The sequence below is a fragment of the Methylotenera sp. E1MeOHC1 genome, from assembly GCF_058745595.1.
In genome coordinates this window covers 178,653-199,221 of record NZ_CP196025.1, presented here as the reverse complement: position 1 = coordinate 199,221, position 20,569 = coordinate 178,653, and the positions used below count along the sequence as shown (strand labels likewise).

Here is a 20,569-nt window from a genome sequence, read left to right as displayed (position 1 = left end):
ACAATTCACAGATTTTAAGTAAGTTAGATTTTAACCCATCACGCGCAAATGACAGCATTAAACTCATGTCAAACCTAGCTGATAAATGTATATCACATTAAAAAACTGGCGCTAAAACCAATTATTAAATGTCATCAAAGTGTCACGCTCATGTCACATTGGCGCGTCAATATTGCTACCCATGATAAGACGATCTAGAGGTCTAAATGAGTACAGTGAGTAATCCGGCATGGATGACGGAACTCGGCCCATGCGCCAATGAAGCTGCTTGCTTGCATTTACACGATATTATTCAAAATAAGCAGCTCACCGCTGTTTTCCAACCGATACTTAATATGCAGCAAAGTAAGTTTGTTGGCTACGAAGGTTTAATCCGCGGGCCAATCAACAGCATGCTGCACTCCCCCATGGCTTTATTTGCAATGGCTAGGAGCTGTGGCTTGGTGACCGAGCTGGAATATCTTTGTCGCCAAACGGTGCTGGAGTCATTTGCCAAGCAGAACCTGCCGGGCAAGATATTTCTCAATATTAGCCCGGATATCTTATTACAAAAATACTCAAAATCTGGTGAAACTCTTAAATATATGGAGGCACTAGGCTTAAAGCCTAACCAGGTCATCATTGAGCTAACTGAAAATGCGCAAACGCTTGACTACCAGTTGATGCGAGATGCCACCCATCACTATCGGAACATGGGGTTTGAAATTGCCATCGACGACCTAGGTGAAGGTTTTTCTGGGCTGCGCTTGTGGTCAGAAATACGGCCGGACTATGTCAAGATTGATAAGCATTTCACACAAAATATCCACCTAGACCCGGTAAAGTTGCAGTTCGCGCGCTCTATTCAGGAAATTGCCGAAAAATCAGGCGCACAAGTGATTGCCGAAGGGATTGAAACCCATGAGCAACTGATGGCAATCCGGGACTTGGGCATTGCTTACAGCCAAGGCTACCACATTGCCAGACCACACCCAACACCAATACTGGAAGCCTCATCCGACATTACCAACAGCCTCATCAGGGTTGAATCAGGTCGTGAAAACCTGTTACAAAACAGAGCGACTGTTGAAAAACTACTTAAATATTCAGCGCCAGTCAGCCCGACTTGTCTGAACGAAGATGTATTTAAGATGTTCGATGAAAATCAGGAGATTTACTCTATCCCGGTTGTGCAGGATGGCAGGCCGATTGGTCTAATTAATCGCAGTATCATGATTAACGATTATGCCCGCCCATTCCGCAGAGAGCTATATGGGCAGCGCCCATGTGAAATGATGACGGATAAATCTGCACTGATTGTAGACAAAGACACCAGCCTAAAAAATCTGAGCGATTTAATCCTGCAAAGCAAACCGCATCATCTTTCTGCTGGCTTTATTGTCACAGAAAATGGCCAGTACGTTGGCATGGCAAGCGGGCATGATTTGCTCAGGCTTATCACCAAAATGCAGATTGATACCGCACGCTATGCTAACCCGCTTACTTTACTGCCGGGCAACGTACCAATTAGTGAGCAAATTGATAGCCTACTGCAATCCGGCACGCAGTTTGTGGCGTGCTACTGCGACCTTGATTACTTCAAACCATATAACGATGTGTATGGATATAAAAAAGGCGATGAAGTCATCCAGAGAACCGGCCAAGTGCTGGCAGATGCCTGCGGCCCCTATGACTTCGTTGGCCATATCGGCGGTGATGACTTTATTTTACTGTTTCAAAGTAAAAACTGGGAAAGCCGCTGCCATACGCTGTTGTCCCAGATTGCTAAAGTGTCCCCTTCGTTTTACTCAAGCGCTGACCAAAAGAACGGCGGCATCATCACGCAAGATCGCCAGGGTGACCAGCGCTTCCATCCATTCATCAGCTTATCGATTGGCGCCTTGATTGTAAGTTCCGATCTTTACCACTCACATCACGAGGTTTCCACCGCGTGCGTTAATGCCAAGAAGCAAGCCAAGGAAATTGCAGGCAATAGCCTCTTTATAGAACGCCGAAGCCCTCACGAATCCGTTGTAGAAATGGCGGCGTGACTAGCAACACATCATGACAGGATTCGCAAAACCAAAACTGAAGTCAGAACATAGCGCATGTTTTTGTCATCAATCAGCGCTATTCCATGTTTGTTATAGAAATAATAAAAAAGGTGTGCAATGAAAGAAAATATCACGTTAACGCAAATTGAACGAGAGATTAACGAGTCAGTTTCCATCGTCTTAAAAACTGATTTAGAAGGAAAAATTACCTACGTAAACCGTGACTTTATCGAAGTGACCGGCTTTAATGAGCAAGACCTGATAGGCAAAAAGCAAAGCGTTATCCATCACCCAGAGATGCCAAAAGAAATTCTCACCGACATATGGATGACACTGCAAAGCAAAAAACCATGGATAGGTGTGGAACAAGGCTTATGCCAGAACGGTGATCATTTTTGGGTATATTCTTGTGTCACCACAGTGCGCGAACATGGCAAAGTAGTTGGCTACATGTCTGTCAGTACCAAAGCCAGCAAAGCACAAATTGAAAAAGCGCGCGCGCATTATCGCGCCATCAAGCATGAAGAGCGCTGGCATACCGCGCTACTGAGAAGAGCTAAAGAGTTTACCAACCGCATTACCATTAACAACAAAATTGCCTGCATTTTTATCATGGTGGCATTAACCACCTCTATGCTTGGTTTTAGCGGCATTTCAGGCATTAAAGAAAGTAACCACGGCCTAGAAAGTGTCTATAAAAAAAGAGTGCTACCGTTAAAACAATTAAAAGTAATTAACGACATGTTCAGCACTAATATTGTTAGCACTGGCCAAAAACTACAAAGAGGTATTATTACCTCGGCCGAAGCGGCTGCCAATGTTGACCAAGCACTGCTGGTATTAGACAAAGAGTGGAAATCCTATTTAGCCAGCCCGCATGCAGAAACCGAATCCGCCTTAGCCGCTGAGATTCAGCCTTTATTTGATACAGCGCTGGAATCTGCGGTGTTACTGCAAGGCATTATCCGTAGCGATGACATTGAACGCTTAATGACATTTAATACTTCAGATGTATATAAAGCGATAGACCCACTGACTGAAAGCCTGAACAAACTGAGTAGCCTGCACTATGCAGGGGTGGCCGCTGAGTATGAAGTCACACAAGCTAACTATATCAAACATAGAAATTACGCGATTGCATTTATTGTTGTCGCCCTCATGATATGCGGCCTACTGGGTTGGAACCTCAACCGCTCCATCATCCCGCGTTTGCGGGCAATTGGCAGTAACTTGCGTGAAAGTGCGGAGGAAATGAACAACAAGCTGGTGCCAAGGTCGGAGCATCGGGATGAGTTAACTGATGTAGTCGATGCTTACCATGCACTAAAAACCAGACTGGATTTTGACCACAAAGAAGCTGTCAGCAGCATTCAGCGCATTAAAGCGACGTTAGACCAAGCATCGATTGCCGTTACTTTATCTAGTCGCGACAACCGCCTCATCTACATGAATAATGCGGCAAAAACTTTGTTTGAACAAATGAGCACTGGCATTCAGAAATATCAGCCTGAATTCGATTTAGATAAAATGATGGGTGAGAATCTAAGCCAGTATCTGGAAAATGCAGCAGACCGTGAGCAGCTTGCTACTGAGATAAGCAGCCAAAAAAACATAGATACAACCATGGCAGACCACCACCTGCAATTGGTTGTTAGCCCGGTATATGATGAAACAGATGGGTACGCACTAGGCCAAATGACACAGTGGAGCAACCGTACTGCGGAAGTGATTGCAGAGAAAAATGTAGCCGAGCTTATTAAGCAGGCAGTTGCGGGCAACCTAAGTGAACGCATTGATACAACCACCTTGCCAACCGGCGTGATTCAGGACATCAGCAGCGGTATTAACCAGTTGCTAGACGCTATCATTACCCCACTCACGATGGCGGCAAACTATGTGGATAGTTTATCTAAAGGCATCATTCCATCTGAAATTACAGATCACTACCACGGTGACTTCAATATCATCAAAAACAACTTAAATGCCTGCGGCCTTGCCATTAAAGCGCTGGTGGCAGATGCCAACTTGCTGGCAAAAGATGCAGAAGCAGGTGCATTAACCACCCGCGCCGATGCTTCAAAACATTTAGGTGAGTATCGCAAAGTGATTGAGGGCCTGAACGCCACATTGGACGCTATCGTCACACCGCTGAACATGGCCGCCAATAACCTAGAGCATATTGCACGTGGCGAGATTCCTGAAAAAATCACCGCCAGCTTCAATGGGGACTTTAATAACATTAAAGACAACCTGAACACCTGCATTACCTCTATTAACGCCTTGGTCAGTGATGTGAACATACTGTCTAATGCGGCGCATGATGGCAGGGTTTCAGTGCGCGTAGACGCAAGCACGCACTTGGGCGACTTTAGAAAGATTGTAGAAGGCGTGAATGAAACCTTAGAGATGATTGTTGGCCCGATTGCCACGGTCAAAGCTTCGGTAGAAACCATTAATACCGCAGCGGCAGAAATCACCTCAGGCAATAATGACTTATCAGCACGTACTGAAAAACAAGTCTCCAGCCTAGAAGAAACCGCCGCCAGCATGGAAGAGCTAGCCTCAACTGTGAAACGTAATGCAGATAACGCTAAGCGTGCCAACCAGTTGGCGCTAAGTGCTTCAGGTGTTGCGGTGAAAGGTGGTACGGTTGTTTCAGACGCGGTAATTACTATGAGCGCCATTAACGAAAGTGCACGAAAAATTGAAGACATTATCAGCGTGATTGATAGCATTGCCTTTCAAACCAACATTCTCGCCCTAAATGCGGCAGTTGAAGCCGCCAGAGCGGGCGAACAAGGCCGCGGATTTGCCGTGGTTGCCGGTGAAGTAAGAAGCTTGGCACAACGTTCGGCCAGTGCAGCTAAGGAAATCAAGGCACTGATTAATGACTCGGTAAGCAAAACTTTTGAAGGCACCAAACAAGTAGAAAATGCTGGTAAGACCATGGAAGAGGTCGTCTCCTCAGTGCAACAGGTAGCCAATATCATTAGTGAAATCGCAGCTGCATCTGTAGAACAAAGTACGGGCATTGATCAAGTCAATGCGGCCATGACCTTAATGGATGAAGCCACACAGCAAAATGCATCACTGGTGGAAGAAGCAACCGCTGCGGCTGAATCGCTGCTAGAGCAAGCCAACGCCTTGGCAGATGCAGTCAGCGTATTTAAGTTAGATGAAACAAATATCATGTTTGCAGACAATGTGATTAAAATTCACCCCGTAGCCAAATCTCAGTTTATCAGCGCCCCAAGGCAAGAGCCCAGAGCAAAGGTAGCAGATTATGGCAATACACATCGGGATCACTATTAACTGCTAGATGGCTGCCGTCTCTGCCTGCAACTTGTAATGGTTACAGTCGCTGGTTAAGTACGGCAGCACTTATTTTTTGGTACTGGGGTGAACAATCACCGCGCAGGTCATCCCAGCCACCAGGGTCAAATCTTTAGGGATGCTGTCCAAACTGATACGCACCGGCACCCGCTGCGCTAAGCGCACCCAATTAAAACTAGGATTCACATTAGCCAGTAAACGCACATCCGTTGGGTTATCTCTATCGGTAATCCCGTGCGCAATACTTTCAACTCGCCCATGTAGCTCACGATTGGAACCAAGCAATTTCACCTCTGCAGGATCACCGATTTTGATAAGGGCTAATTTATGCTCTTCAAAGTAGCCATAAACCCAAAATGAGTGCTGATCAATCACTGCCAATTTGGCAGCGCCAACCTGTGCAAAATCACCAGGACGCACCAACAGATTGGACACCCAACCATCTACAGGAGAGCGTACGATGGTACGCTCCAAATTTAGCTTAGCTTGGTCAAATTGCGACAATGCAGCCTCGTACTCGGCCCTGGCACTGATCGCAACCATGTCGGTATCTTCTCTATTTTCACGAGAAATCACTTGGTCATCCAGCGCCGCACGGCGTGATGCCTGACCACGCTTCATATCCAGCATGGCTTTACGCTGACTGACGTTTGCTTTTGCTTGGTTAAGAGCATGTTGATAGTGCTCGCTATCAATACGGAATAATACATCGCCTCGGCGCACCAACTGGTTGTCGTGCACGGCAACCTCGGTGACCAAGCCTGCTACGTCTGGTGCAATATTCACTACATCTGCCCGCACCCTACCGTCACGAGTCCAAGGCGAGTCCATATAGCGCACCCACAGCATGCGTCCGAGGGCGATAGCAAGCACCACCAATAGCAACGTGATGGAGACTCTAATGAGCGTTTTATTCAGACCTTTCATGGTGTTTCCTTTCAGTAGATGCAAAGCCCAAGCACGGCAAACAGGCAAATGAATAATGCGAGCCGAAATAGAGCCGGGTACCATAGATAACTGTAAATTTCATAACGTACAAATATCCAATCCAATATTAATGAGCCTACTCCCGCAGCGATAAAGGCAAATAGCAGACTGGGAACAAGCGCATCTAACAATGCAATTTCAACGGGCATAGTTAATGTTTCTCCAATTTGTTCTGCGTGCCAGCGGCAAGCACAGACTCTTCGTCCAGCAATGCACTGCGAATAAAATGCAGCATCACTGTGATTTGGTGCTGGTTAGCTTGTGGTAAATTAAATTCGATATTGGCCTGGTTAATTTCTGCCATGGCATGATCAATCGTATTAATGGCCTGTATGCGGTACGCTTCAGAAGGCGCGTCGTATAATTGCGCAACGGACTCCAGACCAAGCGACAACATCTTGCTGATGTATGGATGCTCCACCACTTGCATATACTCACGCAGTGCAATCACCGCATGGCCGATTTCTAAAGTGGATAACAGCCACTCCATCACGATACGGTCTTCTTTGTCTCCAATACGTTGCGCACTGCCGGCGCGCTGCACCAGTTCACGTGCGCCTGTTTCCAAACGGCTACGGCGTAGCGCTACCGTGTCGCGACACGCCGCTACCACCAAGTTACGCAGAGATTTTGCAATGCGCTGACGTGACCAACGGCTGCTGCTAAGGTCAATTAACCCATACATGATGCCGGAGATAAGCACGGCTAGTAAATCTGCAATCGCATCATTAATGAACGTTACCGGGTTGCTGTTATAGGCGCTATTAAATCCAATGTGCATCAGGTATACCATAAACACGCCTGCACCCACAATTGCAGTAGCCGGTCTGGTTGTAAACCATGCGGCAATGATAATGCCGGGCGCAACGGCAACCGCCAGCATCCAAAAACCATGCGCCTGCGTTAATAAGTGAAAGTTGCAGAAATACGCCAATAAGGTGCCGATGATGGCACCAATCATAAAGTTTTTGATAGTGCGTGTGGGTGACGGAGTCGTGGCAAATAGCGTACTAGAAATCACGCCCAGCGTGATGGCCTCTACACCAGAGCGCCAGTCTGTCAGTATCCACAACGCAGACAGAATCGCCAATGACAAAGTGCCACGTATGCCGGCTAAAGTAACGGCCAGTGGGTCAAAGTGCATTTCCAGTTTTGGTGCAGGCACAGTTTCTGTCAGGCTGATATTACTGCCTTGGCTAGCCGCAAGTGATGCATAAGTACTGGTATACACATAAAGCTCATCTGTCAGGCGCTGCAGTAACTCGCAGCCGGTTTCAAAGTCTAACCGTTCACTTGCACTGATATCAGCACTTAGCTGTGCACGCTCAGTATGAAGTTTGGCAGAAAATTGATTGCGGAAAGCAGAAAGTTGCCGGCTCACAATCATCGCCTCCTGCTCAGTTTGTGCACTGCGGCCTTCTACCATGATAGCCGCGCTTAAAGTCTGGTAAACCCTTTTCAAAGCCTCACTGACCTGCGGCTGCGTACTGTTGTGCTGACGCCGCAGCAGTTGCTCAAAAGCATGGAAGCTAGTTGAGACCTCCATAAACTCATTGTTCATCCGGCTTAGCTTTTGTCTATGCAGGCGTGATTTGTCATTTTCCATGCCAGTTGAGGCTTGAAACGTCTCTAAACTGAAAATATCCCCAAGAAAACGCAGCAAAGTGGGCGTTGCAGTAGTCGAGGCTACGGGTTTAGTTGCGGTGGTTTGCAGCAAATCTGAAAAGTCTTTAAATCTTCTACGCACAGCCGCCAGCATGACATTCCACATGCGCTGTGGAAAAATCAAATCACTGACTAGGGTTGCACAAATAAGGCCTATCAATATTTCAGAGATGCGGGTTACGCCTATATTAAAGGTCAGCTCCGGGGTAATGGCTGAAGGCAAACCTACAATACATAACGTGTACCCTGCCAGCACGAAGGCATAGGACTGGAAGTTACGAAATATCATGGAGCCTGCCGTGCACAAGCCTATCCATAAACCCATACATACCAAGAACAGTACACGCTCCTGAGCAAATAGCGCCACCAACAGAAATGACACCAAAATACCAACACTAGTCCCTAAAAAGCGATAATAGCTTTTGGCAAAGACCATACCAGAGCGAAACTGCATCACGATAGCCACTGTCATCATGGCAGTGCGTGGCTGGTCTAGCTCAAAACGTAATGACAGCCACATTGCCAGCAGGCATGCCAGCAGCACTTTAAAGATGTAGGCAATAATCGGCGCATCTTCGGTTAGCCACTCACGCCACGCAGCCTGTAGTAATACCAGATCATGTGGTTTGCGATTAATAATGAAGTTAGGGATAAATCTCACAGCTATTTATGCTCCGTAACGCCGGGATTAACTGGCGTGCTTTGCTCTACACCTTGTTCATTGAGGTGATAGCCATCAGTGCCATTGACAATAGTTCCGCCGCCAAGTGCGCGCATCAGGTTAGCATAGGCATCCAGCCATATCGCTTCTAATTGAGTCGCTATTTCCTGCTGCCTTAACACGATTGCATGCGTGTCGAGCACATGTTGATAGTTAGTCAAACCAGCGTGATAACTTTTTTCTGCCAGCGTATGGGCTTTATGTGCCGTTGCGACTGCAAGTGATGCGTCCTTGCGCTGTTTAATGTTGGATTGCAATATCACCAACTGGTCAGAAACATCCTGCAAAGCACGAATCACCGCTTCATTATAATTTTCAACCGCAAGGTCATAAGACGCTGTTTTTGCAGATAAATTACCGCGGCGACGCCCGCCATCAAATATCGGCAGAGAAACCGCCGGCCCTACACCAGCAATGCCTGCCGCGCTTGATAAGAGCTGGCTGAATCCAAGTGCCTGAAACCCGACAAAAGCTAGCAGGTTAATGTTTGGATAGAATGCGGCTTTTGCGCCATCAATATTGTGCGATGCAGCCTCTACACGCCACCGGTAAGCCAATACATCCGGGCGGCGTCCGATTAAATTAGCCGGCAACTGATCTGGCAGGCCAACTAAATTATCGAGTGACATGCTCGGGCGCTGAATCACTTCACCCGCGCCAGGGCCTTGGCCAGAAAGCGCGGCCAGTTGATGACGTAATAAATCAATACGTGTGTTGATTGCCTCGATATGCGCATGAGCAGTCGGTAGCGGGGTCTCAGTCTCGATGACCTCCATCTGTGTGCCAATGCCAGCAGCCAATGCACGGCGAGCAATCGCTGTGCGCTCCTTCAACTGCGCTTGATGCTCTTCTGCAATGTCGCGCAACTCAAATTCCATGGCTAATTGCACATAGCTACGGATAATTGCAGACTCCAGCCCCAATTTAACTTGCTGCATTTCTGCCGAAGCCGCCTTGGATTCATCCAGTGAGCCTTGCCAAATACTTTCTTGGCGCCCCCATAAATCTAAATCATACGCAAGAGAAATTGCCGCTTTGTTGTTCCAGTCTGTATGCCCACCCCATGGCGGCGGTATAAATTGCAGTTCAGTAAAGCGCTCCCGTGTCACAGAAACATTTCCGCTAATGTTAGGTAGTGTTTCTGCGTGCATACTATCGGCAATGGCCTGTGTAAGTGCCACTCTGGCTTTTGCTGCATTGATTGTAGGGCTGCCTTCTACTGCTTTTGCAATCAGGCTATCTAACTGTGGATTATGATAGATTTTCCACCAATCTTCTTTAGGCCAAGCTATATGTGCAGCTGTAGTAATCGCTTTACCTGCGTCCAATTTTTCTGATGTTACTAGCTGGGCTTGCGGGGATATGCCAGACATGCTCACGCACCCGACTAACAAAATCAAGCTGATGCCTAAACCTAACTTAGGTAGGGATTTAAATACAGCTGGAAGCATCACTGTGGTCATCACCGTGTTGATTGTGCTATTAGATTTTAGAAATGTAAATTTCAATTTTGTTCGGTTCCTAACTAATTAGGCAAAAAAAATATCGCTACTTCATTACATCTACATTGGCTGCCAATGATTTTAAGCTGTTAAGCATTGCCGTGCGCTCGGTATCGCCTAGCACTGTCATTAGAGCATGCACCTTTTTATGATAATCCGGCATAACATCATCCAGCTTTTGTTGCCCTGCTGGTGTGAGCTTAATTAAAAACTTGCGACGATCCACACTATCCATAAAGCGCGTAATCAGCCCTTCGCGCTCCAGATTATCAATAAACCCAGTCATCGTGGCTTTGGTCACCCCTACTTTTTCAGCAAGCTCGGATGGTGAAGAGGTTAAATCATCCTGACGCATCAGCAATACCAGTATCCACCAGCGGCCTTGCAACAAACCGTGCTGACCAAGCAGTTTATCTAAAGCATCAGAAATATCCGAACATGCACGCAGTAAGTTGGCAAAGTCAGAAATGGCGTGCGTATCCGCATCGGGATAGCGCTCCGCGAATTTCTCTAAACTCTTGATTGTTGGTAAATCTTTAAGTAGCAACATAGTACGGATAATGATATTAAGGAACCGTACTATGTGTCAAGCATATTTTTATAAATCAAAAGTATTGAATAATACAAATTGCTAGAGCAGAAAGCTGACAATAAGAGAGGAGCAATAAAGAACGATAACTAGACAAGGCTAGGCAAATGCCAAAACTGCCCTGACTTAGCTATAAATGCTGAATATGAGGCAGACGTCTGCCTTGCCACTTTAACATTGCCATCAACCACCTCTGGCAAGTGAGTACTTACCGTTACAAAAAATGGGTGGCACTTTGCCGCCCAGCTACTGCACACAGTTCAGAGCTGATTTAGCCTGCCTGCGTCGGCTCTTTTGGTGGTAAATCCTCACGCGGCAAATCTTTAGGTGGCAAAATAAATTCTATCGGGTGCTGATTTAAGCGGCTAGCTAGATTTTTTAGCAATAAACGCCAGTCATTAAAGCGCACTTTTCTCGACTTCATGGCAACATACAGTGCCAAACTAAAGCTCACCATTAAGTTACCTAGCCCAATCAGCGCAAGCCCCAATGCAGCACAAGCAACAGCTTGCCAAGTCAGCATAAAGTCTAAGCTAAAGCTGGCAAAGCCCACAAACGCTGATGAAAATGAAATATGCCGGATATCAATCGGCAAGCCCAACAGCACCCCCACAGAACCCATGCCACCCAACATGCAACCGAAGTAAAAGTTACCGGCCAACGCACCCAGGTTATGCTCTACATAATGTGCTACACGTGCTAAACGTTCCACCCCCAAAAGCCGCTGTAACCAGCGCACAGCCTTCAGGCGCTGTGGAATCTTGTTATAAATAGCCAAATTATCGTGATAGCCAGAAATTAAGCCGGCTAAAAACAAGCAGACACCGGCAATTCCCGCATAAAAGAATGCACCGCTAGTCACAGGATGAATATCAAGCAACAATTGATGCGCCTTCTCTGGCGTTACAAAATGCTGCCCAGATAAATAAAATACAGCCCAAGACAGTAGCATTGCCATAGGAATCGCCACCACTACATTACCAAATATAGCAACGGCCTGACTACGCATGGTATTGGTCACCGTAGTCACTAAATTATGCATGTCCTTGGTTTTGCCATCAGAGGCATTATCAATGGTGGCTGCAATTGCGGCCGCAGTCATTGCTGGCTGCTTAGTCGCTACTGTGAAATGCAGGATATGAATCAACATAAAGCCGATACCATAATTTAAACTAAAGAAAATAGCTTCTGCCAACGGGGCAAAATGCTGTTTAGCTAGCACTAGCTTAAACATCGCCATGAGCGCAATAATGACACCCGCACCCATGGCCGAACGCATGAGTGCGAAATATTCACTGCGGTTTTCCGTGATGTAATGCTCACCGGCGCGGCTTGCGTTCTCCGTCACACGCACCGCCATCACCTCTACACTCTCTTGCCAGTACTCGTGCAAATCATTTTTATGGCATTCGCTGTAAACCAAATCTTTAAACAACGGCACTACCACTGCATCTGCAGATTGCTTATGCTGAAAGAAATGCAAAATCGTCAACAGCTCTTCCAAACGCGCAATCTGCTTCAAGATGCGTTGCAGCAGTTGGGTTAAATGTATGCTGGTGCCGGTAAGTGCACTATTCCTACGCACCTTTGCCACAATTGCCTTACATTGATCCAGCATCACCAATATATGCTTGATATCAACGTGTGTATCATCCACGTCTTGTGCGCCCATAAACTCGGCCAATTCAGCTTGCTGCATGATAAATGGTGAGCTGTGCTGCTCAAGTTCAGGATAGTTTTTCAACAACTCAGGCTCTAGCCCTAATGCAGCCGTGCGATACGAAAGCACCTGTGCAGCAGCAAACAAGTTTTGCTGACAAGACAAACTAAGCGCTTCATCTGCCAAATCAAAGCGCATGACACCTATCAACTGCGCCCAAACACTATCAGGCACAGCATTGACCCATATTTCATCCGTTGTTTTTGTAAAGAAAACTGAAAACAAATCAAGCAGATAAGCACCATCAACCGCCTCAGGCAGAATTTTATGTGAGATGCGTCTGCGCATTTCAGAAAAGAAACCGGTAAATACTGAGTGACGTGCAATCAAAAACAATGACAAGGGATTGTAAGCACTTAACAACTGCAAAATGGCATCTCTCAGCTGGCTGGCTTTTGCTGGATCGGTACTCACCAAGTAACAAAGTGCCTGTATGGATTTAATCGCAGCATCTGTTTGCTCAGACTTTTCTGGACGAATCTGCGCCAATAAATCGGCAACCAACTGGGGTGCATCGGCATGGCGCGTATGTCGCTCAAATGCCTGCTCCATCAAATTAGTATGGCTAATCACCTGATGACTCATATTAAAGTGGCTCCATGTAAAACAAGGCAGTGCTATTCAATTAGAAATGTGCCGATAAAGTTTAGTGTTCAGATTAAAAGTTAAGCCGGATGCATGCGTTATCTAAAATGCGTTATTAGCATCACTTATACTCAGAATAACCTAATGCAAAGAAATTATCTAAAATGTATGGTTCAGCAGACAAACGCCTCAGCATAAAATTCAACACCATCCAAATTATAGGCGAGCCAATGTAGTGCTAGTGTGCACCAGGGGACACAAAGCAACAAACAGAAAACAACTAGCAGAGAGAGTGGCTAAGCAATACGGCTCAGCCTTTAGAAACGTCTGCCAGTTTGGCAGACGTATTTGATCACAACAAATAAACTTAAGCGTTTTTAGGCGTTTTGAGTGCTGGGGTTAGATGCGGATTCAAAACCTGCAACATTTGCGCAAACACTTTTGGGTTAGCCGCAACAATATTACCTGTTTCCAACCAGCTTTCGTTACCCTCAAAATCGCCTACGATACCGCCGGCTTCCTGCACAATTAAGCCACCTGCAGCAATATCCCAAGCAGATAAATTGATTTCAAAGAAGCCATCAACCCAACCCACAGCAACATAAGCTAAATCCAAGGCAGCAGAGCCTGGGCGGCGAATCCCGGTGGTCTTTTTAATCATGTCTTTAAACATGCCTAAATAAGTATCCAAGTGCGTAAAGTCGCGGTATGGGAAGCCTGTGGCAATCAATGAGTCTTGCAACTTGCTACGGTTAGTCACACGAATACGCTTGTCGTTTAAAAATGCGCCACGACCTTTGGTTGCGGTAAACAAATCATTACGCACTGGGTCGTAAATCACAGCTTGCGTCAGCACGCCCTTTTGCTGCAAAGCAATCGAGATACAATATTGCGGGAAGCCATGCAAGAAGTTAGTCGTGCCATCTAACGGATCAATAATCCAGATATTATCGGCTTCATGGTTGTCATGACCGCTTTCCTCACCCCAAAAACCATGGTCTGGATAAGCATCTTTCAAAATATCAATAATTGCCTGCTCGGCTGATCTGTCTACATCGCTGACAAAGTCATTGTACGTTTTAGTTTGAATGGCAATCGCACCCACATCTTGTGAGGCTCGGTTAATAATACGTCCCGCTTCACGGGCGGCTTTTACTGCAATAGATAGCATTGGATGCATGACTAGATTTTCTTAAAGAGCTGATAAAATGCTATTTTAGCTTTTATCGACCTTAATACCAAATTCTTATATCAAATTAAGGTTCGCTAAGTAAATAATTTTTAACAAATTAGGTCAGTCAAGTGGATAAACAAAACATTTTCAATAACATCCGTGTCGTTTTATGCCAAACCAGTCACCCTGGCAATATTGGGTCTACCGCACGCGCCATGAAAACCATGGGCCTAAGCGACCTATATTTAGTGAATCCACTACACTTTCCAGACCCACAAGCCACCTCACTCGCCACCGGTGCGGCTGATTTACTAGAGTCAGCCACCGTTTGCAGCAGTCTGCAAGAAGCCCTCACAGGCTGCGTATTGGCAATCGGCATGAGCGCACGTAAAAGACAAATCTCGCATGAGTTAGTGAACGTACGCGAAGCAGCGCACCGTGCAGCTTCGCTCGCACAAAACCAGCCGATAGCTCTGGTATTTGGCACAGAAATGAGTGGCCTCTCCAATGCAGAGTTGGATTGCTGCCAGCTACTTGCAATGATTCCGGCAAACCCAGAGTATTCATCACTCAACCTTGCTGCCGCGGTGCAAGTCATGACTTATGAAATTCGCATGGCGATATTAGAAGGCAAGCTGGACACTGCAGATAACCAGCCAGAGCTAGCCACCAACGAAGCACTTGAAGGCTTTTATACGCATCTGGAAGATACTTTAATCAAAATTGGCTACCTCAACCCTACTGCACCTAAAAAACTTAGCGAACGCATACGTCGTATTTATGCGCGTGCCAAACTAGAAAAAGAAGAGGTCAACTTACTCAGGGGCATACTCACCTTATCGGTTACGCCAAAAAAGCATCAAAAATATTAAGCAATGCAACAGCAGCAATTATTTGTTAACAAAGGCTTTATATTGAATTAATAGAACTTTTCTTCATCACTATTTTCTTATCAAAATAGTTCTATCAAGTTTTATCCATCATTTGGAGATTCTTTGATGCGAAAATTGACACTCGGCCTTGGCTTCATTTTCAGCATTGGTTGTATTTTCATCCATAATTCTGCTATTGCTGCTCCGCCTGATAGCTTGGTGTATGCACTCAAATCCACCGTGGTAAAAATCCGCGTCGTGCTACCTAATGGCCGCTACGGTGTAGGCTCAGGCGTAGTGGTAGCGAAAGATCAAGTGGTCACCAATTGCCATGTCATCGCAAATGCCTATGCGATTAACATCATCAAATTTGGTGAAAGCCACCGCGCCACCAGCCTCAGGGCAGACTGGGAACATGACCTTTGCATTGCGGGCTTTGACAGCCTAGACACCACAGTTGCAACACTGGGAGAAAGCACCAACCTGCAATACGAGCAATCCGTGTTCACGATCAGCTTTCCCAATAACTCACCCAGACCACTTACCACCTACGGCGCAGTGAAAGCACTGTACCCCATGGATGACAGCGTCATTATTCGCTCAAACAACGACTTCAGATTAGGTGCCAGCGGTGGCGCTATGTTTAGTGACGATGGCAAGCTGGTGGGCATCATTACCCTAAAATCCCCAGGACGCAATGCGTTTTACTACAACATGCCCGTAGAGTGGATTAAGAACCTACTGAAACAACCCGAAGTCAGCCTTGATACTAAAGCTGAACTACCTTTTTGGGACGCTCCTGAAGAAAAACGCCCATATTTCATGCGCGTGATTCAACCTTTCCAAACCCACGACTGGACAGCCTTAAAAAAACTGTCTACGGAGTGGGTGCTCGCAGAGCCATCCACCAGCGAAGCAATCAACTATTTAGCCATTGCTGAATACAACCTAAAAGAAACAAAAAATGCTGAACAACATTTCAGTCAACTTTACGCACAAAACAAACACCACTCCAACGCCTTATTATATTTAGGCATGATAGCCGCAGAATCTGGCAATAAAGACGAAGCCATCAAAACGGCGGCGCTGCTTGATCAACTAGATAAAGACGCGGCAATACAGTTAAATGAGAAACTGGGCATTAAAACCAGTGGCGACTGTTCAGTCAGCCAGTGTTGATTGACTACGCTAAAGCATGTATAGGCCATCAAAGTGCATAGCTTTGTCACGTACATCTCTATCTATTAAGGCCCGCACCCAGAGCCCTAGTAAATTAGTCAACCATTGTTGTTTATGGCATAATTACGCCCTATTTAAAACCAACGCCCAACCACATGTTTGACCACATAAAAGAAGATATTTCTATTGTTTTCGAGCGCGACCCTGCTGCGCGCACGCATTGGGAAATTTTAACCACCTACCCTGGTGTACATGCACTATTGATGCATCGTTTAAGCCATTGGTTATGGAAGGCTAATTTTTTCTGGCTAGGTCGCTTCTGTTCGCACATAGGGCGCTGGTTTACCGGCATTGAAATCCACCCGGGCGCCACGATAGGCCGCCGTGTTTTTATCGACCACGGCATGGGGGTAGTGATTGGCGAAACCGCCATTATTGGTAACGACTGCACCCTGTACCACGGCGTGACATTAGGCGGCACCTCATGGAATAAAGGCAAACGTCACCCCACACTAGAGTCTGGCGTGGTGATTGGTGCCGGCGCCAAAGTGCTGGGACCTATCACCATTGGTGAAGGTGCAAAGATCGGCTCTAACGCGGTTGTGGTAAAAGATGTACCCGCCAATGCAACAGCGGTAGGTATCCCTGCGCGTATCTTAGAAGAAGAAAAATCTAAAAAACGTGAAGAGACCGCACAAAAAATCGGGTTTGCCGCCTACGCGGTTGGTAATGACGAGAATGACCCTATGATTAAAGCGATACACTCATTACTTGACCATGCGGCAAAACAAGATCACGCCATTTCTGATTTGCAAGCACAGTTAGCACGTTTAAATACCGATGAGCATAGCGATACCGAAGTGGCTGAAGCCTTTAAGGTGCCAACAACAAACCAAAAACCATAGCTTGCGACTAGCCAAACCCAAGACTACAAGCAACTACCCCAAGTTTCAGCCAAGCCTAACAAGGCTAAAACCAGCACGCATAATAGTTGACTAAAACTGTAGGGAATTATACAATTCACCCATCCATGATACTTAAACATATTTAGAACACTATGCGATTAACCACTAAAGGTCGATTTGCTGTTACGGCAATGTTGGATCTAGCGATCAATGAAACAAAAGACGCACTCGAAGCCAAACCAGTCACCCTAGCTGGCATTAGTGAGCGACAAGACATATCACTTTCATACTTAGAGCAGCTATTTAGCCGCCTACGCAGACAAGGTTTAGTCAAAAGTATTCGCGGACCAGGCGGTGGCTATAACTTAGCAAAAAGCCACGCTGAAATTTCAGTGGCTGAGATTATCAATGCTGTGGATGAGCAAATTGATGCTACACAATGCGGCGGTCATGAAAACTGCCGTGACGAAGGTCGATGCATGACGCATGACTTATGGTCTGCATTAAACACCAAAATTTTAGAGTATTTAGCAGGTATCACCCTTGCAGACATGGTAGCGTCGCAAAAAAGTGGTCAAAAAGTACTAATCACACCACGTAACTGCACAGCAGCGCATGACAAAGCAGTTGCCATTAATACTGCAGCGATTGCTAACTAGACGATCTGATTAAGTTTAAGCGATGTCCAGCATTTATCTAGATCATAACGCCACTACCGCGCTACACCAGCGCGTGTTAGAAAGCATGTTGCCTTGGATGCAAAGGCAAAGCGGCAATCCTACAAGCCGCCATGTGTTTGGCAGATCCTCGCGTGACGCCATTGAGCATGCCAGAACCCAAGTAGCTGAAGCATGTGGCGCATACGCCTCACAAGTGATTTTTACTGCATCAGGTACTGAGGCCAACAACTTTGCAGTCAAGGGTATTGCTGGCAGCCAAGCTGGCAGCCAAATTTTACATAGTGCGATTGAGCACCCTTGTGTATCACGGCCAGCTAAAGCAATGCAGCAAGCAGGATGGTTGAGCGATGCCATCGGGGTGGATGAACATGGCGTGCTAGCTGTTGCGCAGTTGCAGCAACAGCTGCAAATAGCGACCAGTGTTACCTCCGTAATGCTCGCCAATAATGAAACCGGCGTTATTCAAAACATTGCCGAGATTGCTGAACTTGTACGTAAAGCCGGTGCTTTTATGCATACAGATGCAGTGCAGGGCTTAGGCAAAATACCGGTAAGCTTTATGGATTTAAACGTGCATGCAATGACAGTCTCAAGCCATAAAATTCATGGCCCACAAGGCGCAGCAGCACTGATTTTAGATAAACGTGTGGATATACAGCCGCTATTACATGGTGGTGGCCAAGAGCGTGGATTGCGCAGCGGAACAGAAAATGTGGCTGCCATTGTTGGCTTTGGCACAGCATGTGAGCTGGCGGTCGCCAATTTGGCGCATTTTGCCAGCCACACGCAAATGCTACGCGACACATTTGAGCTGGGCTTAAAATCGATGAATGTCACGATATTTAGCCAGCATGTGACACGTATACCCAATACCAGCTTTTTTGCATTAGACGGTATTGAAGGCGAGACGCTGGTCACAGCATTAGACCGTAAGGGATTTGCCGTTGCCAGCGGCTCGGCATGTTCAAGCGACAGCACGGAGCCTAGCCATGTATTACTGGCAATGGGCGTTAAACCAGACTTAGCCCGTGGTGCAGTACGCGTCAGCTTTGGTGCCCACAATACTTTATTGCAAGTAACAGATTTTTTAGCAGCACTTAAAAATGAAATTTTGAGATTAAAACAGCTCACTGGTGTGGCAGCTGAAGTCGCCAACACCAACACTGAATATATATAACGTAACTGGTAAGGATAATTAAGAAATGTCAGCATCAATTGAAATGCAAGTATTGAAAGGCTCAGGGGATGACCTTCATCCAATCTATTTGGATTACTCAGCCACTACGCCTGTAGATCCTCGCGTTGCCGCAAAAATGATTCCGTACATTACAGAGCATTTTGGCAACCCAGCCTCACGTAGCCACCCCTATGGCTGGACAGCAGAAAAAGCAGTAGAGAACGCACGTGAAGAAGTGGCAAGCCTAGTCGGTGCAGACCCGCGTGAAATCGTATGGACCTCAGGCGCCACAGAATCTAACAACCTTGCCATTAAAGGTGCTGCCAACTTTTACTCAGCCAAGGGTAAACATATTATTACCGTGACCACTGAGCATAAAGCAGTGATTGATACCGTGCGTGAACTGGAGCGCCAAGGTTTTGAAGCAACTTACCTAGACCCAGAGCCAAGCGGCTTATTGGATTTAGAAAAATTCAAGGCGGCTATCCGTCCTGATACAGTGTTGGCTTCTGTGATGTTTGTAAATAATGAAATCGGTGTGATTCAAGACATTACTGCCATTGGTAATATTTGCCGTGAAAATGGCGTCATTTTCCATGTGGATGCGGCACAAGCCACCGGTAAAGTGCATATTGATTTAGAAAAATTGCCAGTGGATTTAATGAGCTTTAGTGCGCATAAAACATACGGCCCTAAAGGCGTTGGTGCTTTGTACGTGCGTCGTAAACCACGTATCCGTATTGAGGCACAAATGCACGGCGGCGGTCATGAGCGCGGTATGCGTTCAGGCACATTGGCAACACACCAAATTGTTGGCATGGGTGAAGCGTTCCGCATCGCACGCGAAGAGATGGATGAAGAAAACGTACGCATCCGCCGCTTACGCGACAAGCTATTGCACGGCCTGCAAGACATTGAAGAAGTATATGTTAACGGTGACCTTGAGCAGCGTGTACCGCACAACCTGAACATCAGCTTTAACTATGTTGAGGGTGAGTCACTGATCATGGCAGTAAAAGGCATTGCGGTATCTAGCGGCTCAGCATGTACATCAGCCAGCTTAGAGCCTAGCTATGTATTGCGCGCACTTGGCCGTAGCGATGAACTAGCGCACAGCTCAATCCGTTTCTCAATTGGCCGCTTCACTACTGATGCAGATGTTGATTACACCATCAGTTTAATGAAGGGCAAGATTGATAAATTAAGAGAACTCTCACCACTTTGGGAAATGTTTAAAGATGGTGTAGATTTGTCAAAAGTAGAATGGGCAGCACATTAAACATAGATACTTGCATCATGATGATGCGCTTAGTGTATTCACCTATCAATAACAAACGAATACACTCACGCATGGTCAAAATTGCAGATAGGCACTTAACTTAGTTGCATTATTAGATGTACTGGAAAGCGTAGCAATAATTGCTAACAATTACGTAAAAGGCTTTCT

Annotated in this window: 15 protein-coding genes; 8 read left to right on the top strand and 7 right to left on the bottom strand. The window is 46.3% G+C overall.

The features are described from left to right. Positions 1–206 precede the first annotated feature (206 nt). Together ACSSU7_RS00850 and ACSSU7_RS00845 are read left to right on the top strand one after the other, a co-directional pair. Positions 207–2,030 carry a GGDEF domain-containing protein gene (locus tag ACSSU7_RS00850; protein WP_492516869.1) on the top strand — a complete coding sequence of 608 codons (1,824 nt, stop codon included), beginning with the start codon at positions 207–209 and terminating at the stop codon, positions 2,028–2,030. A gap of 120 nt (positions 2,031–2,150) precedes the next feature. Continuing rightward, on the top strand, positions 2,151–5,345 hold the full coding sequence (locus ACSSU7_RS00845; RefSeq protein ID WP_492516868.1) for a methyl-accepting chemotaxis protein: 3,195 nt from the start codon (positions 2,151–2,153) through the stop codon (positions 5,343–5,345). A 69-nt stretch (positions 5,346–5,414) separates the two neighbouring features. Here the strand turns inward: ACSSU7_RS00845 and ACSSU7_RS00840 are convergent, their stop codons facing one another. The 7 genes from ACSSU7_RS00840 to ACSSU7_RS00810 form a co-directional block, all read right to left on the bottom strand. Continuing rightward, entirely contained in the window at positions 5,415–6,293 is an 879-nt protein-coding gene (locus ACSSU7_RS00840) for an efflux RND transporter periplasmic adaptor subunit (RefSeq protein WP_492516867.1), read from the bottom strand. Positions 6,294–6,304: 11 nt separating this feature from the next. Beyond that, positions 6,305–6,502 carry a DUF1656 domain-containing protein gene (locus tag ACSSU7_RS00835; protein WP_492516866.1) on the bottom strand — a complete coding sequence of 66 codons (198 nt, stop codon included), beginning with the start codon at positions 6,500–6,502 and terminating at the stop codon, positions 6,305–6,307. A gap of 2 nt (positions 6,503–6,504) precedes the next feature. After that, positions 6,505–8,679: an FUSC family protein gene (locus ACSSU7_RS00830; protein WP_492516865.1), complete on the bottom strand. Its 2,175-nt coding sequence runs from the start codon at positions 8,677–8,679 to the stop codon at positions 6,505–6,507. A gap of 2 nt (positions 8,680–8,681) precedes the next feature. Continuing rightward, entirely contained in the window at positions 8,682–10,247 is a 1,566-nt protein-coding gene (locus tag ACSSU7_RS00825) for an efflux transporter outer membrane subunit (RefSeq protein WP_492516864.1), read from the bottom strand. Between the two features lie 40 nt (positions 10,248–10,287). Then, positions 10,288–10,791, bottom strand: coding sequence for a MarR family winged helix-turn-helix transcriptional regulator (locus tag ACSSU7_RS00820; RefSeq protein ID WP_492516863.1), 504 nt, complete (start codon positions 10,789–10,791; stop codon positions 10,288–10,290). Positions 10,792–11,101: 310 nt separating this feature from the next. Beyond that, a complete protein-coding gene (locus tag ACSSU7_RS00815; RefSeq protein ID WP_492516862.1) occupies positions 11,102–13,135 on the bottom strand; it encodes a site-specific recombinase in 2,034 nt (677 codons plus the stop codon). Positions 13,136–13,502: 367 nt separating this feature from the next. After that, positions 13,503–14,315: an inositol monophosphatase family protein gene (locus tag ACSSU7_RS00810; protein WP_492516861.1), complete on the bottom strand. Its 813-nt coding sequence runs from the start codon at positions 14,313–14,315 to the stop codon at positions 13,503–13,505. 122 nt (positions 14,316–14,437) lie between these two features. On the opposite strand from ACSSU7_RS00810, the gene ACSSU7_RS00805 reads away from it, so the two are divergent. The 6 genes from ACSSU7_RS00805 (at position 14,438) to ACSSU7_RS00780 (ending at position 20,401) form a co-directional block, all read left to right on the top strand. Further along, on the top strand, positions 14,438–15,181 hold the full coding sequence (locus tag ACSSU7_RS00805) for an RNA methyltransferase (protein ID WP_492516860.1): 744 nt from the start codon (positions 14,438–14,440) through the stop codon (positions 15,179–15,181). Between the two features lie 126 nt (positions 15,182–15,307). Then, a complete protein-coding gene (locus ACSSU7_RS00800) occupies positions 15,308–16,360 on the top strand; it encodes a trypsin-like peptidase domain-containing protein (RefSeq protein ID WP_492516859.1) in 1,053 nt (350 codons plus the stop codon). A gap of 155 nt (positions 16,361–16,515) precedes the next feature. Further along, positions 16,516–17,265 carry a serine O-acetyltransferase gene (cysE, locus tag ACSSU7_RS00795; RefSeq protein ID WP_492516858.1) on the top strand — a complete coding sequence of 250 codons (750 nt, stop codon included), beginning with the start codon at positions 16,516–16,518 and terminating at the stop codon, positions 17,263–17,265. 152 nt (positions 17,266–17,417) lie between these two features. After that, positions 17,418–17,924, top strand: coding sequence for an Rrf2 family transcriptional regulator (locus ACSSU7_RS00790; RefSeq protein WP_492516857.1), 507 nt, complete (start codon positions 17,418–17,420; stop codon positions 17,922–17,924). A gap of 22 nt (positions 17,925–17,946) precedes the next feature. Beyond that, a complete protein-coding gene (locus tag ACSSU7_RS00785) occupies positions 17,947–19,122 on the top strand; it encodes a cysteine desulfurase family protein (protein WP_492516856.1) in 1,176 nt (391 codons plus the stop codon). Between the two features lie 25 nt (positions 19,123–19,147). Next, positions 19,148–20,401, top strand: a complete 1,254-nt coding sequence (locus ACSSU7_RS00780) for an IscS subfamily cysteine desulfurase (protein WP_492516855.1) — start codon at positions 19,148–19,150, stop codon at positions 20,399–20,401. The last annotated feature ends 168 nt before the right edge of the window (positions 20,402–20,569 follow it).